Annotated in this window: 14 protein-coding genes; 3 read left to right on the forward strand and 11 right to left on the reverse strand. The window is 57.1% G+C overall.

Annotated elements, in window-relative coordinates:
• Positions 1-13 precede the first annotated feature (13 nt).
• Together rpmF and yceD are read right to left on the reverse strand one after the other, a co-directional pair.
• Entirely contained in the window at positions 14-187 is a 174-nt protein-coding gene (rpmF, locus tag EBL_RS19980; RefSeq protein WP_002440227.1) for a 50S ribosomal protein L32, read from the reverse strand.
• 16 nt (positions 188-203) lie between these two features.
• The gene (gene yceD, locus EBL_RS11650) at positions 204-725 is read right to left on the reverse strand and encodes a 23S rRNA accumulation protein YceD (RefSeq protein WP_002440226.1); all 522 of its coding nucleotides are present in this window, start codon (positions 723-725) and stop codon (positions 204-206) included.
• Between the two features lie 140 nt (positions 726-865).
• Here yceD and EBL_RS11655 point away from each other — a divergent pair, with 140 nt between their 5' ends.
• Complete coding sequence (locus EBL_RS11655; protein WP_002440225.1) at positions 866-1,450, forward strand: Maf family protein; 585 nt, start codon at positions 866-868, stop codon at positions 1,448-1,450.
• Between the two features lie 18 nt (positions 1,451-1,468).
• Here the strand turns inward: EBL_RS11655 and EBL_RS11660 are convergent, their stop codons facing one another.
• From EBL_RS11660 to EBL_RS11680, 5 genes are read right to left on the reverse strand one after another with little or no spacing between them, the layout of a single operon-like run.
• Positions 1,469-2,242 (reverse strand): SAM-dependent methyltransferase, encoded by a 774-nt coding sequence (locus tag EBL_RS11660; RefSeq protein ID WP_002440224.1) that lies wholly within the window; start codon positions 2,240-2,242, stop codon positions 1,469-1,471.
• Positions 2,239-2,595, reverse strand: a complete 357-nt coding sequence (locus EBL_RS11665) for a cupin domain-containing protein (RefSeq protein WP_002440223.1) — start codon at positions 2,593-2,595, stop codon at positions 2,239-2,241. Before EBL_RS11665 ends, EBL_RS11660 begins: the two co-directional genes overlap by 4 nt.
• A gap of 20 nt (positions 2,596-2,615) precedes the next feature.
• Positions 2,616-3,356: an ABC transporter ATP-binding protein gene (locus tag EBL_RS11670; RefSeq protein ID WP_002440222.1), complete on the reverse strand. Its 741-nt coding sequence runs from the start codon at positions 3,354-3,356 to the stop codon at positions 2,616-2,618.
• Positions 3,356-4,387, reverse strand: a complete 1,032-nt coding sequence (locus EBL_RS11675; RefSeq protein ID WP_002440220.1) for a FecCD family ABC transporter permease — start codon at positions 4,385-4,387, stop codon at positions 3,356-3,358. The genes EBL_RS11670 and EBL_RS11675 overlap by 1 nt, the downstream gene beginning before the upstream one ends.
• A 6-nt stretch (positions 4,388-4,393) precedes the next feature.
• On the reverse strand, positions 4,394-5,485 hold the full coding sequence (locus tag EBL_RS11680; protein WP_002440218.1) for an ABC transporter substrate-binding protein: 1,092 nt from the start codon (positions 5,483-5,485) through the stop codon (positions 4,394-4,396).
• Positions 5,486-5,533: 48 nt separating this feature from the next.
• Between EBL_RS11680 and EBL_RS11685 the strand changes: the two genes are divergently transcribed.
• A complete protein-coding gene (locus EBL_RS11685) occupies positions 5,534-6,274 on the forward strand; it encodes a Crp/Fnr family transcriptional regulator (RefSeq protein WP_232001857.1) in 741 nt (246 codons plus the stop codon).
• 46 nt (positions 6,275-6,320) lie between these two features.
• Here EBL_RS11685 and EBL_RS11690 read toward each other — a convergent pair whose 3' ends face one another.
• Both EBL_RS11690 and rluC read right to left on the reverse strand, forming a co-directional pair.
• Positions 6,321-8,372, reverse strand: coding sequence for a TonB-dependent receptor family protein (locus tag EBL_RS11690; protein ID WP_002440216.1), 2,052 nt, complete (start codon positions 8,370-8,372; stop codon positions 6,321-6,323).
• A 140-nt stretch (positions 8,373-8,512) separates the two neighbouring features.
• Positions 8,513-9,472, reverse strand: coding sequence for a 23S rRNA pseudouridine(955/2504/2580) synthase RluC (gene rluC / locus EBL_RS11695; RefSeq protein WP_002440215.1), 960 nt, complete (start codon positions 9,470-9,472; stop codon positions 8,513-8,515).
• A gap of 574 nt (positions 9,473-10,046) precedes the next feature.
• Between rluC and rne the strand changes: the two genes are divergently transcribed.
• The gene (rne, locus tag EBL_RS11700; RefSeq protein WP_002440214.1) at positions 10,047-13,301 is read left to right on the forward strand and encodes a ribonuclease E; all 3,255 of its coding nucleotides are present in this window, start codon (positions 10,047-10,049) and stop codon (positions 13,299-13,301) included.
• A 217-nt stretch (positions 13,302-13,518) separates the two neighbouring features.
• On the opposite strand, the gene murJ is transcribed toward rne, so the two are convergent.
• Together murJ and EBL_RS11710 are read right to left on the reverse strand one after the other, a co-directional pair.
• Positions 13,519-15,054: a murein biosynthesis integral membrane protein MurJ gene (murJ, locus tag EBL_RS11705; protein ID WP_002440213.1), complete on the reverse strand. Its 1,536-nt coding sequence runs from the start codon at positions 15,052-15,054 to the stop codon at positions 13,519-13,521.
• A 112-nt stretch (positions 15,055-15,166) separates the two neighbouring features.
• Positions 15,167-16,090 carry a Gfo/Idh/MocA family protein gene (locus EBL_RS11710; protein WP_002440212.1) on the reverse strand — a complete coding sequence of 308 codons (924 nt, stop codon included), beginning with the start codon at positions 16,088-16,090 and terminating at the stop codon, positions 15,167-15,169.
• Positions 16,091-16,092: the final 2 nt, after the last annotated feature.

The following is a 16,092-nucleotide window of genomic DNA, read 5'->3' on the forward strand; positions in this document are numbered from 1 at the left end:
CGCAGCAGCGCGATTACTTAGCGATAACTTTACGGCCGCGGTAGAAACCGTCAGCAGTAATGTGGTGACGCAGATGAGATTCACCAGAAGTCTTGTCTACAGACAGGCTGGTTACTGCAGTCAGCGCGTCATGAGAACGACGCATACCGCGTTTGGAACGAGTGGGTTTATTCTGTTGTACGGCCATGGACCTTACTCCTCAATTACTTTTGCTTTAAACTGGCTAATACGGCAAATGGGTTTGGTTTTTTTGCCTCATCTGGCAGTTCACCAAAGACCATGTCCGCCTCGGACACTTCACAGTGTTCAGAATCATGCACCGGAACCACCGGTAAGGAGAGAATAATTTCATCCTCCACCATTGCCAGCAGATCGATTTCACCGAACTCGTTAACCTCGATCGGTTCATACGCTTCCGGGAGTGCCTCAGCCTGTTTGTCATTGGCAACCGGGCTGAAACAATACTGCGTATAGACCTGATGTGAAAACGGTTTCCCGCAGCGTTCACAGTTCAGCGTTACCGTCACCTTCGCATCACCGTTGATCACGGCAAGGCGCTGGTTATCGATAGCGAAGTTCATGGAGCACTCCACATCACTGTCTACACTGACGACAGACTCGGCCACGCGCTCAACCTGAGCCGGGGTATAGATACCCTGGTAGTCGAGGCGTTTTTGAGCGGTACGAACCGGATCAAGCGTCAGGGGTAATTTTACTTTTTGCATAGGGCGCGCATATTAACGTTGTAGCGGGCTATAGTCAAAGAAAAAGGCGGTACAGCGGGCCTTTTGCCAATTATTCGCACACATTGCGGCGCACAGTTTAAAATGCCTGTTACCGATACGCTATATGTGGTTGTAAAAATATGAAACCGATAGTCCTGGCCTCCACCTCACCTTTTCGTCGCATGCTGCTGGAAAAGCTGGCCATTCCCTTTCAGTGCGCTGCGCCGCAGGTCGATGAAACGCCCCTTGCAGGGGAAGATCCCCGCCACCTGGTGCAACGCCTGGCACAGGCAAAAGCGCAGGCGCTACGCCACCAGTTTCCGGCCCATCTTATTATTGGCAGCGATCAGGTTTGCGTTATCGATAATAAAATCACCGGCAAACCCCACACCGCCGAAAATGCCATTACTCAATTATGTAGCGCCCGGGGGAAAATAGTCACTTTTTATACCGGACTGGCGCTTTTTAATTCACAAAATGGTCATTTACAAACCGAAGTGGAGCCCTTTGACGTGCACTTTCGCCACCTGACCGATGACGAAATCCGCCGTTATGTTGCCAAAGAGCAGCCGCTACAGTGTGCGGGCAGCTTCAAGAGCGAAGGGCTCGGGATAACCCTGTTCAACAAACTGGACGGGCGGGATCCCAATACCCTGGTGGGGCTGCCGCTTATCGCCCTGTGCGCCATGCTGCGCAACGAGGGGTGCAACCCGCTGCTTCTTTAGCAGCGGGCTGGCAGAGGCTTACTTAACCGCACGTACAGCGATATACCTGAGCCGATCGCTGTTGCTGCGGAAGGTTTTAAACATCCTCAGGAACTGCTTGCGGTTCTCCCTTTTCAGCGCATTTCGCACAATGCGAAGCGCGCCCGGAAGGCCTTCGTCATAAATTAATCCTCGCGGTGATAGCAGCGTCATCCCGCCGCTATTATATTGAATGTCGCGAAATCCGGCTTCCTCAAACAGCCCCAGCCACTGCTGCAGACTCAGCGGCTGGGCGTTAACGTTGATCGCCTTGCGCATCCGGGCAACCACATCTTCAGCCCCTGAGGGATCCTGCAGCATAATATCGTGAGTCAGCAACAATCCACCGGGCTTCAGTACCCGTAAATATTCATCCAGAAGATGCCGTTTCGCCTTGTCGGCGTACATCGTCAGCATCGCCTCGTTAATCACCACGTCAAACGCTTCATCCTCAAAAGGGAGCTTTGAGGCATCGGCTAATAGCACTGTTACGAGACTCGACACCCCCCGGGCGTCTATCGCCTGCTGCGCCTTTTGCAGGGCAGCACTGTCCATATCGATACCGATAACCTGGCAGCCAAAGCGTTCCGCAATGCCCACCGACGTGGTCCCCATATTACAGGCCACTTCCAGCACTTTTTTATCCGGCCCCAGCGCCGACGAAGCCAGCAGCCATTCCGTGGCTTTTTTCCCTCCCGGACGCAGGCGCGTTTTACCCAGCCTGGCAAGAAATTTATGCCCAGCCTCATGGCCGCCGTTACTGGATGGATTCATACCGCAGCCTCTTGCACCATTGGGACATTTTTGAGCATCACCAGCAGCATTTTCGAAGGCTCGATTGCTTCCAGCGAGTGAGGGGCACCCGAAGGCATTCTAAGGATATCGCCGGCCCCAACGCTGACCGCCGTGCCCTCGATGGTCAGTACCACCTGCCCCTCAATGACAATAACGACGGCCTCAAAAGGAACCCGATGCTCTGAAATCGTTTGTCCCCGATCGAAAGCAAACAGCGTCAGGTTTCCGCTGGCGTTTTTTGCCAGCACCCGGCTGGCAATCCCCTGCTCCGTTAAGGTAATTAGCCCTGAAAGCTGAAGCGCCTCGCTGGCGCCAATGCCGTTCTTTTGCATATAACATTCTCCATTCTTATTTAACGAAACAGAGGGACTACGCCGCGAACGGCGCGCGCCTCACGAACCACATCGGTTAACGCAATGGGGATCTGATACAGGCGCTGCAGCCGTTCTTCAGTGATAGCCTGCGGCACCTGGCCAAACTCGGCACCACTGCCGGGCCAGAGCATCAGCGCGTAATCAGCGACGTGGAGCGCATGCTGCGGGGAGTGGCTGGTGAATAAAATCGTCATACCGCGTTCTGCGGCTAGCGTTTTCAACACGCTCAGCACATTGTCCTGGTTATGCAGATCCAGCGCCGAAGTCGGCTCATCAAGGAGCAGAATGCGCGGTTCGCAGGCCAGGGCACGGGCAATCATCACCCTTTGCTTTTCCCCGCCGCTCAGGCGATTAAAGGGTTGTTCAGCCAGCATGCTCAGCCCCAGCCAGGCAAGGCACTCAGCAACGATTTCTCGATCTTTCTTTCCCGGCACCGCGTACCACGGCAGGCGGCGAACGCGCCCCATGCTGACCATGGTCGCCACGTCATAGCTGAACGGGCTTTCCGCTAACTGCGGTACAAAGGCGGCGTCTGCGGCGAGTTCAATCTCGCCCTGTTGACAGGCGTCCAGCCCAAGAATAAGTCGCAGCAGCGTTGTTTTACCCCGGCCATTTGCGCCCAGAACTGCGCAAACCTGGCCTTCAGGAACACTGAAGCTGAGGGAATCAAACAGCGGCCGTGTCCCGATAGAGAACGACAAATTTTTCACGTTAATCATCACGCGTATCTCCGTTTATTTACGCTCCGGAGCAACGCGGCAAAAATGGGCGCGCCGATCAGCGCCGTAATGACGCCCAGAGGGATCTCCGCGCTGGTCACGCTACGCGCCAGGGTATCTACGGCCACCATATAAGAGGCTCCGAGCAAGGCCGAGGCCGGGATAAGCCGACGATGATCGTGCCCGACGATAAAGCGCGCCATATGGGGAATAATCAACCCAACCCAGCCGATGGTGCCGGAAATAGCCACCGTTGCGCTGGTCATCAGGGTGACGCACAGCAGCACCGTCCAGCGAGTCATGTTGACCGGCATGCCCAGCGCCCGGGCGTCCCCCTCCCCCAACGACAGCACGTTGATGCGAAAGCGCAACGTAAAAATGAGCAGGCTACAGAGTGTAATTACCGGCAGGACCAGCCATAACTTGTCATACGTGGCCGACGCGAAGCTGCCCATCAGCCAAAAAACGATGGCCTGCAGAGTATTATTAGGATCGGCAAAATAGGTCATCAATGAGATCAGGGCGGCAAAAAAGGCGTTAATCACCACTCCGGCCAGGATCAGCATCAGCAGGCTCTCGCCTCCGCGTCGAAACCCGAGCACAAAGACCAGGAAAATAGCCGCAACGCCACCCAGAAAAGCCAGGCTGACGGTCAGGATCATCGATGAGAAAAAGAAAATCGCCAGTACGCCGCCAAAGGCGGCACCGGAGGAAACGCCCAGAATCTGAGGGCCTACCAGCGGGTTTTTAAAGATCCCTTGCAGCGCGGCTCCGCTTACCGCAAGCCCTGCGCCAACCAGCGCGGCAATCAACACTCTCGGCATACGCACGTACAGCACGACCTTACCGTCAGTCGGACTCCAGTCGGGGTCGGAATTGTCCCCGATGAAAACCGCATCCAGCAGTATTTGCCAGACGTGGCTCAACGCAACCGGATAGCGGCCAATGCTCAGTCCGCCTATCAGCGCAGCCAGCAGCAAGAACAGCCCCAGCCCCCAAATACCGCCATTTTTTAACATCGGAACGCTCATACAGGGCTACCTTCTCATCAGCTCAAAATACCCCTGCGAAGCCCGGTTGACGGGCATTTGCAAAATGGCGTCGAGTTGTTCATCGCTGACGGCGTAGCGGTAAAGCTGCCAGTAACGCTGTCGGATCTCCTCGCGTAGCGGCAGGCTGAACTTTTGCGGATGCAGAATCATCGTCAGCCACTGCCAGTAGAGCGGGGTTTCCTGATTCGGGGCATCCCAAATGAACCCGCCGATCGGGAGTTTGTAGACCCGCTGCTGCTTAACCGCCCGCACGCTGCTTAACAGCGGATGGCGATAGACATCCTCCGGCACCAGGCCCGCTTCAAAATTGCCCAACAAAATCACATCGGGATCCCAAAGCAGTACCTGCTCAATATTTAGCGTTCGGGCGCCGGTCACCTCTTTGTTGAGGCTGATTCCCCCGGCTAAGTCGATATCAAAATTATTGTGCGAGGTGGAGCCAAAGGTCTGGATCCCGTCATTAAAGCGGGATAGATAGAGAACCCGCGGGCGCTGGGGGGCTGCAATCCCCCCGGTCACTGCCTGAATGTCGGCGATCGTTTTTTCGCGCCAGGCAATCATTTCTGCCGCCTTCTGCTCCTGCTTAAGCGTCACCCCCATCAGCTGTATCCAGCGCTGCGTCCAGACCTCCTTGCCATAATTCAGCGTGGCGACAGTTAGCCCGGCGTTGGTTAAAGGCACAATGATATCCTCCCCGCGGTGCCCCCACTGCCAGACAAAATCGGGCTTAACGTTCAGTAGAGTCTCTATATTCGGCACAAAGTTGTTGCCTACCGTGTCGCTACGAACGTTCAGTACGTCAGGAAACATTTGGTTCAGCATGCCTTCCCTGGCGGCGACACTGGCAAACGGATGCATACCCACCAGCTTTTGCGTCCCGCCATCCATACCGACCAGCATTGACGCTGCGGGGATGGGGATCACGACAATACGCCCGGCAGGTTTTTCCAGCGCCACTTCGCGCTGCGACATATCAGTGAAATTTGTGGCGGTCTCCGCGTGACAGACGGTCGACGCCGCCAGTAATGCGGCCGCGCCAAATGGCGTTTGAAAAGCGGTCTTGACGGGATTGATCATGCACCCTCGTTTAGATGGGAATGGTTATCATTTATGATTTAGCATTCTATGCCCGGCAAATGGAGGACGCCTATGACAATTGTCAAAACCGCGCTGCTGGAAAAAAAAGCCTATACGGCGCTACGCGCAACCGAGCTTTTCGGCGATTTATCTGATGAAGAAATCATGCGCCTGGCCGCCAACTGCGAGCATCTGCATTATCAGGCCGGAGAGATAATCAGACGTGAAGGCGAGCGGCTCTGCCACTGTCCGTGCATCCTGTCAGGGCAAGTTGAGGTTTTCCGGCATACCTGGTTCGGTGAAGAAAAGATATTCGGCATCTTCCGCAGATATGATGTGGTTGCCATTGCGGCCATCTTTATGCCGCATAACCGCTACCCAATGAATGTGCGAGCCAGAGGCCCGGTGGAACTGTTGCTGCTGGGTAGAAATGAAATACTCGGGGTCTGCCTGGGGAATCCCCAACTCATGCAGCGCCTGTTAGTCCACTTCAGCAGCAAGCTCTACGAGAATATCAATCATATTGACTGGCTGACCTCCAGCTCGGCGGAGCAGCGGCTGGCCGCGTGGCTTATCGAACTCCAGTGCCAGCAGGAGAGCCAGCAGCTTCACCTGCCTCTGTCCCGGGCTCAGTTGGCGGCAAGGCTTGGGATCCGCTATGAGACGCTGAGCCGCCTTTTCTCGGGCTGGCGGCGCAAGGGCGTCATTGAGATTCAGCCGGGGCTCGTTATCATCAGAAACGGGGATTATTTGCTTGATATTAGCGCCTCAGCGAGGCGGATGTTTTGAGTATTTCCTGAAGCAGGGGCGAATGTCCCCCTGCTGTAAGAGAGGCTCAGAAACTGTAGGTTATCCCCCCATTCACGCTGAACCCCATACCGGGGAAAAGGGTGCTGTCATTTTTCGAAACGCTGCGGTTGGCGACGGATGTTGTGGCATAGCGCTTATTGGCCAGGTTATCCAGAGCAAGGTAAGTTGACCAGCCTCTGCTGTCTTTATAGCTGGCTTTCACCCCCAGCACCGCATAACGTTCGCGCCGCTGAATATTGAGATGGTTACCATGGTCGACGGCCGCATCGGTCGGCGACCAGTGGAGACTGGGCCCCAAAGACCAGTCGCCCCATTTATACAGCACTTCACCGGCCACCATATTACGGGGAATACCGGCAATGTATTTGCGGTTGTATTCGCCGCCCATAAAGCGGAAATCACTCCATGTCCATGATAAACGGTACTCCATATCCCCCGGCCCGGCAGGCACAAGTCCGGTCAGCCCCGCCTCCAGACCCTGATGTCGCGTTTTCGCCGCATAATTGAATACCCCCACAGCATTGCCCTGAGGGTCATAGGTGGTGATGTATTCATCTTTTATCGTGCTGCGATAAAGCGTCAGCTGCCAGTTCATGTCGGTAAAGAGCTGCCCTTCGCCCCCAATCTCCCAGGTCAGGCCTCGCTGGGGAGCAAGAGGTACCAGCTCACCCTTGCCTGGACTGATTATCTGATTAAACGTCGCTGGCTCATAGCTGGAACTGACGTTGGCAAACAATCGCTGGTTGTCGGCTGCCTGCCAGATCAACCCAGCTTTGGGCGTCCAGAATGTCCAGGCCTGATCCAGTGAGTCTCCGGTTTTTTTGGCGTTAACATCACGGCGTGCATGGGTGCCTTTTAGATCGAGATTAAGCAATAACGTGTGGCTCATTTTCCAGCCAGCACCCAGTGTCCCGTAAATATTTTCGGCCCGACCTTTATAATTCCCGATGCTTTTTTTATCCGCGGCCGTACCCCGACGGTTCTGGAGCAGTATGCGATCCAGATTCATATGATCCCATGATGTCGAGGCCTGCCAGGTTATCGGCCCTGTTTCCAGAGCATAGCTAATCTGTACGCCCTCCGAGTCACTGTTGCTTAAGCGGTAATTCGCCGGGGTAACAAAGTTATCGTGGGTCTTTATGTACCACAGGCCGATGTCCAGCCATTGGTTATCGCCCTGCCAGCCTGACCGGTTTGCCACCCTGGCCTGCTGCACGTTGCGGTGCGGATCACGCAGGTTAACCATCGGATAAACATCTTTAGGATCCTTTTTCAACACCGCCGGTGAAACGGGGCCAGCAACGTCAAAGCGCAGATCGGTCCAGCCAAACCAGGTTCTGTTTTCAAAATTGTCTGTCCGGTAACCCAGATTACTCCTGACGGTTTTCCGCTGAGAGGCAGAATGCTTACGGTAACCTGCAAAGCGGTCCATGGTAACGGCCAACCGGCCATCAACGCCGTACTGTTCATTCAGACCGCCCAACGCGCCCTGAAAACCTTCCCGCCCGAATGACCCATATTCATAGCGAACTCGTCCGTTCTCATCGCGCCCGGTGTAGGAGATAAGATCCAGCTCGCCGCCGAGACTGTTACTTTGAGGATTGATGCTGTTGGCGCCGCGGCGCACGCTGACAAGGCGCGCCTCACGCATATCCAGCGTGCTGATATGGAAACTTCCGTCAGCGTCCGTTGCCGGCAGGCCATCCTGTAGCAGCAGCACGCCGTTTGAAAGTGGTGCACTTTGAACACCTGAGCCACGAATATTCAACCGCGGCTGATCCAGCCCACCAAAGAAGTTTTGGATTAACACGCCAGGCTGATAATCCAGCGCGTCCTGCAACGTTGCCAGCCGGTTCTCTTCGTCGATAGCCACAAGATTGCTGCCTCCGGCAATCCGCTCCAGTTTTCGCTTTTCCTGCGAATAGTCCGGGGCGAGCCGTCGAAACTTTTCCCGCCGGTCTTCGGCTCTGACAACAATCGTCTCCCCGGTGGCCCTGGCCTCCCCCCCGCAGGCCAGGCACAGCGTCAGACAAAGTAATCTGTAGGGCAGCACCTGCCCGGTAGCGTAGTTTTCCATGCACCCTTCCCTTTGCAATAATGAGAATCATTCTCGATTATTATTCAGGCAAAGCTGCGCGGAACCTATGACATTTGTCACAAGGAAAATGAGGGGGAAACAGCCGGGCTTACCCGGCCGAAGCCGGGACTTTAGGGCACTCAGGAAACGCGGCGTAAAGCCTTCAGGCAGCGCTTAAGCTGCTCGTCCATAGGTGCTTCAATGCGGATCACCTCCCCGGTGTTCGGGTGGGTAAACTTCAGCGCTGCAGCGTGCAGGAACAGACGGTTCAGCCCGGTGCCCGCGTCCGTCAGCTGCTTGTCAAACTCCCGGTCCCCGTAGCGATCGTCAAATGCTATCGGGTGCCCCGCATGGAGCGTATGCACACGAATCTGGTGGGTACGCCCGGTCACCGGGCTACAGCGCACCAGGGTGGCAAAGGCATAACGCTCTTCAACCTTAAAGCGTGTCTGGGAGGGCTTACCCTCCTGGCTGACCCGCACAATGCGCTCGCCGCTCTGAAGAATATTTTTCAGTAGCGGTGCCTGCACCTCTTTAACATGGGACTGCCACTGGCCGCGCACCAGGGCCAGGTAATCTTTCTGCATGCCCTTCTCGCGCAGCTGTTCATGGAGCGAACGCAGCGCCGAGCGTTTTTTCGCCACCAGCAACACGCCGGAGGTATCCCGGTCAAGGCGGTGCACCAGCTCAAGGAAGCGCGCCTCCGGGCGCAGAGCCCGCAGCCCTTCAATCACCCCGAAGCTCAGGCCGCTCCCGCCGTGTACTGCCGTACCGGAAGGTTTGTTCAGCACCAGCAGATAGTCATCTTCATAGAGGATAACGTCATTGAGTGCCGCCACCTTCTGCAGATGCGGAGAGACCGCGTCTTCATCACGCTCAGCCACCCGCACCGGCGGGATGCGCACTTCGTCGCCATCCTGCAGTTTGTACTCCGGCTTGATGCGTTTTTTGTTAACCCGCACCTCTCCTTTGCGAAGGATGCGGTAAATCATACTCTTGGGCACGCCTTTTAACTGGGTGCGCAAAAAGTTGTCGATGCGTTGCCCGGCCTCATCGGCGGAAATAGCAACAAAAGTTACGGATTGCGTCTCTGTTTTCATGGGCGGCGATTCTAAATTTACCGGCTCAATAGCGCTACTTCTTTTTATATGCTTATATTGTTGATCACGAGGTTTTACCACAGCGAAACTGTTCATTTTGTGTGTTATTCACCCACTCAGGATCCGACAGTGAAAAAACTGTGAAAAACCCTGTGATAAATGGCAAAAGTGAACTTGCTATAACAAGGTATGCAGTGGAATAATGTGTCAGTTTTCCGCGTTCAGGCTTGTTAATAACAAGGAAATTTGCGGAATTGCCAATTTTGCCTGTCTATTCAGCCACGCAGCAATGGCGTAAGACGTTATGAATTTCAGGCAGTTAGCGGGCTGCGGGTTGCAGCCTAACCGGTAAATGGAATCTTATCTGGCGAAATAACACCCAGAATATTCCGTGGACTTAAGCGCACTGTTTTTCCGTTTGAATTACAGGCCGCCGATACTTTGCGCCTCCATGCAAGCGACAACCGTGAGGTTGACGACTTTGCGAATAGTCACGAGGCCATCGGTCAATTCCCGGTCAGCGTCATCCTGCCCGCAGCTTTGTCGTCAATGTAAGAATAATGAGTAAGTTACGATGAAAAGAATGTTAATTAACGCAACTCAGCAGGAAGAGTTGCGTGTCGCCCTTGTTGATGGGCAACGCCTGTATGATCTGGATATCGAAAGCCCGGGTCATGAACAGAAAAAAGCGAACATCTACAAAGGCAAAATTACCCGTATTGAACCCAGCCTTGAGGCCGCATTTGTCGATTACGGTGCTGAGCGTCATGGTTTCCTCCCGCTGAAAGAAATTGCCCGCGAATACTTCCCGTCTAACTATTCCTCCCATGGTCGTCCGAACATCAAAGATGTGCTGCGTGAAGGCCAGGAAGTTATCGTTCAGATAGACAAAGAAGAGCGTGGTAACAAAGGCGCCGCATTAACCACATTTATCAGCCTGGCCGGTAGCTACCTGGTGCTGATGCCGAACAACCCGCGTGCGGGCGGTATCTCCCGCCGGATCGAAGGCGACGACCGTACTGAACTGAAAGAGGCGCTGGCGTCTCTGGAAGTGCCGGACGGCATGGGCCTGATTGTACGTACCGCCGGGGTGGGTAAATCCGCCGAAGCGCTACAGTGGGACCTGAGCTTCCGTTTAAAACACTGGGACGCTATCCAGAAAGCCGCAGAGAGCCGCCCGGCGCCGTTCCTGATCCATCAGGAAAGTAACGTTATCGTGCGCGCGTTCCGTGACTACCTGCGCCAGGATATCGGCGAAATTCTTATCGATAATCCGAAAATCCTTGAGCTGGCGCGCCAGCACATTGCCGCCCTGGGCCGCCCGGATTTCAGCAGCAAAATTAAGCTCTACACCGGTGAAATTCCGCTGTTCAGCCACTACCAGATAGAATCCCAGATTGAGTCCGCCTTCCAGCGTGAAGTGCGCCTGCCCTCCGGTGGCTCTATTGTTATCGACAGCACCGAAGCGCTGACCGCAATCGATATTAACTCCGCCCGGGCCACCCGCGGTGGCGACATCGAAGAAACCGCCTTCAATACCAACCTTGAAGCGGCTGATGAAATCGCCCGCCAGCTGCGCCTGCGCGACCTCGGCGGCCTGATTGTCATCGACTTTATCGACATGACCCCGGTTCGCCACCAGCGCGCGGTAGAAAACCGCCTGCGCGAAGCGGTGCGCCAGGACAGAGCCCGCATTCAGATAAGCCATATTTCCCGCTTCGGCCTGCTGGAGATGTCCCGCCAGCGCCTGAGCCCGTCGCTGGGTGAATCCAGCCATCACGTGTGCCCGCGCTGTAGCGGCACCGGCACCGTGCGCGACAACGAATCCCTTTCGCTGTCGATTCTGCGCCTTATTGAAGAAGAAGCGCTCAAAGAGAACACCAATGAAGTGCATGCCATTGTTCCGGTGCCGATTGCCTCTTACCTGCTGAACGAAAAACGCGAAGCGGTAAGCGCCATTGAGCAGCGCCAGGGCGGCGTGCGCTGCATTATCGTGCCCAATGATCAGATGGAAACCCCGCACTACCACGTACTGCGGGTACGCAAAGGCGAAGAGATCAAAGCACTGAGCTACAAGCTGCCGCAGATCCACGAAGAGGCCATGGCGCAGGAGCTCGACGAGCCGCAGGCTGAGCGTAAAGTGCCGGAAGAGCCCGCACTGGCCGCCTTTATTATGCCAGAAGCACCGCCGATGCCCGCCGAAACGGCCGCAAAACCTGCCGCCAGAACCGCCCCGGCGGCAACCAGCAGCGCAGCCCAGCCGCAGCCTGCGGCCCCTGGCCTGTTCAGCCGCCTCTTTGCGGCATTAAAACGCCTGTTTGGTGGTGGCGAAGCGCCGGTTGTGGAAACCGTTGTTGAGGAAGTAAAAGCCCCCAAAGCGGAGCCGCGCCAGCAGGAGCGTCGCGAGCGTAACAACAATCGCCGCGACCGCAACAATAACCGCCGTGACCGCAGCGATCGCAACGGCCGGGAGGATCGGGACAACCGCGATACCCGCGCAGAGCGCCAGGATAACCGCGAGCCGCGTGACAACCGGGAGCCCCGCGAGGACAACCGCCGCAACCGTCGTCAGGCTCAGGCGCAAAACGCCGATGTCCAGCCGCAGAGCCGCCAGAGCACCACGGATGAGCAGGAAAAACCGCGTGAGCAGCAGCCGCGCCGTGAGCGTAACCGCCGCCGCAGCGACGATAAGCGCCAGGCCCAGCAGGAAGTTAAAGCGCTGCAGCGTGATGAGGCCCTGGCCCAGCCTGTTGCCACACCGCAGGACGCCGCCGCACCGGAAGAACGCGTACAGGTAATGCCGCGCCGTAAACAGCGCCAGCTGACCCGGAAAGTGCGTTTTGATAACGACGCCCAGCCTGCCGCAGCCACAGAGCAGCCCGCAACGGAAGAGATGCGCGCCCTGCCTACGGTGAAGCCGGTCGATCCGTCTGTGCTTCCGGCAGTGGTTCCGCCAGTGGCTGAAGAGCATAACGAGCATCAGCAGGATAATCGCGGCGATAACGCCGGGATGCCGCGCCGCTCACGCCGCTCTCCGCGCCATCTGCGGGTCAGTGGTCAGCGTCGCCGTCGCTACCGTGACGAGCGTTACCCAACCCACTCACCGATGCCGCTGAGCATTGCCTGTGCCTCCCCGGAGCTGGCCTCTGGTAAAGCCTGGATCCACTACCCCATCGCCACTGGCCACCAGCCGGAAGCAGACATTGCGGAAGTGGTCACTGAAACGGCAAATGACCAGCCGATCGTACTGCCAGCCAGCCATGAGACGCAGGCCACAGAGCAGCCGACCCCGGTGGTCGCCGAAACCCGCGCCCCGGCCGTAGAAGAACCTGCTGCTGAAGTACAGGTAGCAGACGTGCAGGCAACTGAAGCCCCGGCGGCTGAGATTGCGCCTGAAGCACCGGCCGCCGCACAGCCTGAACCGATAGCCAGTGGTGATGTGACCGAACCCCGTGACGAAAACGCACAGGTAACGGAAGCCCGCCCTGCGGCTGAGCCGGTCGTCAGTGCCCCGGAACCGGTAGCAGAGCCTGTTGCTGAGCCGGTCGTCGCCCGCGAAGCGCAGCCTGCTCAGGCCGAAGAAGCGCCCGCAGCACCGGCTCCGCAAGCCAAACCGGCACCGGTAACGGAAGCCCCGGCTCAGGTCAGCCACGCGCTGCACGGTCTGGCAAGCGCCCCCATGACCAAAGCGCCTGCGCCGCACTACACGCCTGAAGCCCCGCGCCACAGTGACTGGGTGCGCCCGGCCTTTGCCTTCGACGGTGAAGGCAGCGCCGGTGGCCACAGCGCCACCCACCAGGCGAGCGCGCCAGCAGGTAAGCCGCAATAAGGTAACCTGACCCGGTGTCACTACTAAGACCGGCCTGTTCACAGGCCGGTTTTTTTTGTCTGTAATACAGGTAGCGTGCGCCAGCCAAGCTGCGCACGCGCCGGGTGGTGTATGTCAGCAAGAGTAGCGGATTATATGGGGAAGTATACGGGGGAGCACATCTGAAGCAGGCAGATAACAGGGCGGGCACCGTGGCCCGCCCCTTCTTCACACAGGGTTACAGCGTGCGGCGGGCAAAGTCTTTCACCCGGAAACCCAGCACGGCCAGCGTCACGAAATAAGCCAGAACACCGGCAATCACCAGACCCAGCAGGCGCAGTACCCGCCACGGCATACTGCCCATATCCCAGGCAGGCATCACCTGCATAACCCCGAGCAGTACGGCCGCCATCACCACTACCGCCACCACCAGGCGCACCAGAAAACCGCGCCAGCCGGGCTGAGGCTGGAAAATATCCTGCTTACGCAGCTGCCAGAACAGCAGGCTGGCGTTCAGACAGGCCGCAAGACCAATCGATAACGACAGACCGGCATGTTTCAGCGGGCCGATAAACGCCAGGTTCATTAACTGGGTCATGATCAGCGTCACAATAGCGATTTTCACCGGCGTTTTAATGTCCTGGCGCGAATAGAAGCCCGGCGCCAGCACTTTGACCACAATCAGCCCAATCAGCCCCACCGAGTAGGCAATCAGCGCCCGCTGGGTCATGGCCGCATCAAACGCCGTAAATTTACCGTACTGGAACAGCGAAATGGTCAGCGGCCCGGAAAGGATCCCCAGCGCCACGGCACTGGGCAGCGCCAGCAGGAAGCAGAGCCGCAGCCCCCAGTCCATCAGCCGGTTATATTCGTCATGGTTACCGCTGGCAAAGCTCTTCGACAGCGAGGGCAGCAGAATAGTCCCCAGGGCCACACCCAGCACCCCGGAAGGGAACTCCATCAGCCGGTCGGCGTAATACATCCAGGAGACCGAACCGGAAACCAGAAACGAGGCAAAAATGGTGTTGATGATAAGAGAGATCTGGCTGACAGACACCCCGAGAATAGCCGGACCCATCTGCCGGACCACCCGCAGCGCACCGGCATCTTTAAAGCTGATACGCGGCAGCACCAGCATGCCAATCTTTTTCAGGTGCGGCAGCTGGTAGAACAGCTGCAACACGCCCCCGACAGTCACCGCCCAGGCCAGCGCCATCACCGGCGGGTGAAAATAAGGCGCGCCAAACAGCGCAAACCCGATCATGCTGATATTCAGCAGTGTCGGGGCAAAAGCCGGTACCGAGAAACGGTTCCAGGTATTCAGAATAGCCCCCACCAGGGAGGCCAGCGAAATCAGCAGAATATAAGGAAAGGTCACCCGCAGTAACTGGGTGGTCAGCTGGAATTTATCTGCCGTGTCGGCAAATCCCGGCGCGGTCACCATTATTACCCAGGGGGCCGCCAGCATTCCCAGTACCGTCACCAGCGCCAGCGCCAGGGTCAGCAAACCGGAAACATAGGAGACAAATACCCGGGTGGCATCTTCCCCCTGCTTGCTTTTGTATTCAGCAAGAATAGGCACAAAAGCCTGTGAGAACGCTCCTTCGGCAAAAATACGCCGCAGCAGATTCGGCAGTTTAAAGGCCACAAAAAACGCATCTGTCGCCATTCCGGCGCCAAAGATCCTTGCCACAATGGCATCCCGGGCAAAACCGAGCACCCGGGAAAACATCGTCATCGAGCTGACAGCCGCCAGCGATTTTAATAAGTTCATTATCGTTATATCCATAACACAGACGCCTGCAATGCAGGCGTCTGGTCTATTTCGCGAAGCGCTTAGTCTACCCAACCCCGGCAGAAATTCTACCCGGAGTTGTTACAGGCCATTATTCACTCATGGCTTCCCGCCATAAACGGTCCACCAGGCTCTGGGCTAGAATGGCCTGCTCACCAGAGGTTTCCGGCGCCGTCTGATTACTGACACACTCAATAAAGTGCCGGGCACAGCCCTCAAAGCCGCGCTGGGCCAGGGTGCTCTGCCAGCCGGGCACGGGCCGCCGGGTCATGATGCCCCCCTGCTCACTTTGCCAGTCGCGCATATCATTCACCTCATACACGGCCCCGTCAGTCACCAGGCGGACTGTCTCGCGCTGGCTTCCGGCCCGGCGGTGCATGGCGGTGGTTATCTGGCGGTGCTCGCAGGCAAAGTGGTGCTCGGCAAACAGCATTTCGCCGTCGTCGTTGGTTTGCAGCATTCCGCTTTGTAAATGGGCGCGATCCCCGTTCAGCCACAGTGCCGTATCCACCACGTGCAGGTAGTCATCCAGCAGGGTAAAGCGCAGATCCTGCGGCCCGACACTGTCGGTGCGGTGCTTGTCGATGCGCAGTGATGCCGCGCCATCCATATGGGTTTTCAGCTCCCGGTACAGGGGGGCAAAGCGCCGGTTAAACCCCACCATCAGGGTGAGTTTACGCAGGCTTGCCATCTCGACCAGCCGCTGTGCGTCGCTCAGGCTCTCGGCCAGTGGTTTATCCACACAGACATGAACCCCCGCCTGTAAAAGCTCACTGACGACCGCATAATGGCTGGCGGTACTGGTATGGACAAACACCGCATCACACACGGCCGCCAGCTCCCGGAGCGAGCCCATACAGGGGATACGATACCCGGCACACACCTCCCGGGCCTTTTGCTGGTTGGGCGACCAGGCACCGGCCACCTCCCACTGGCTGGCGGTTGCCACCACCGGCAGCCAGGCCTTGCGGGCGATATTTCCCAGCCCCACGATGCCAACACGTAATAAGCCCATCG

This window comes from Shimwellia blattae DSM 4481 = NBRC 105725 (genome assembly GCF_000262305.1).
GTDB lineage: Bacteria > Pseudomonadota > Gammaproteobacteria > Enterobacterales > Enterobacteriaceae > Shimwellia > Shimwellia blattae.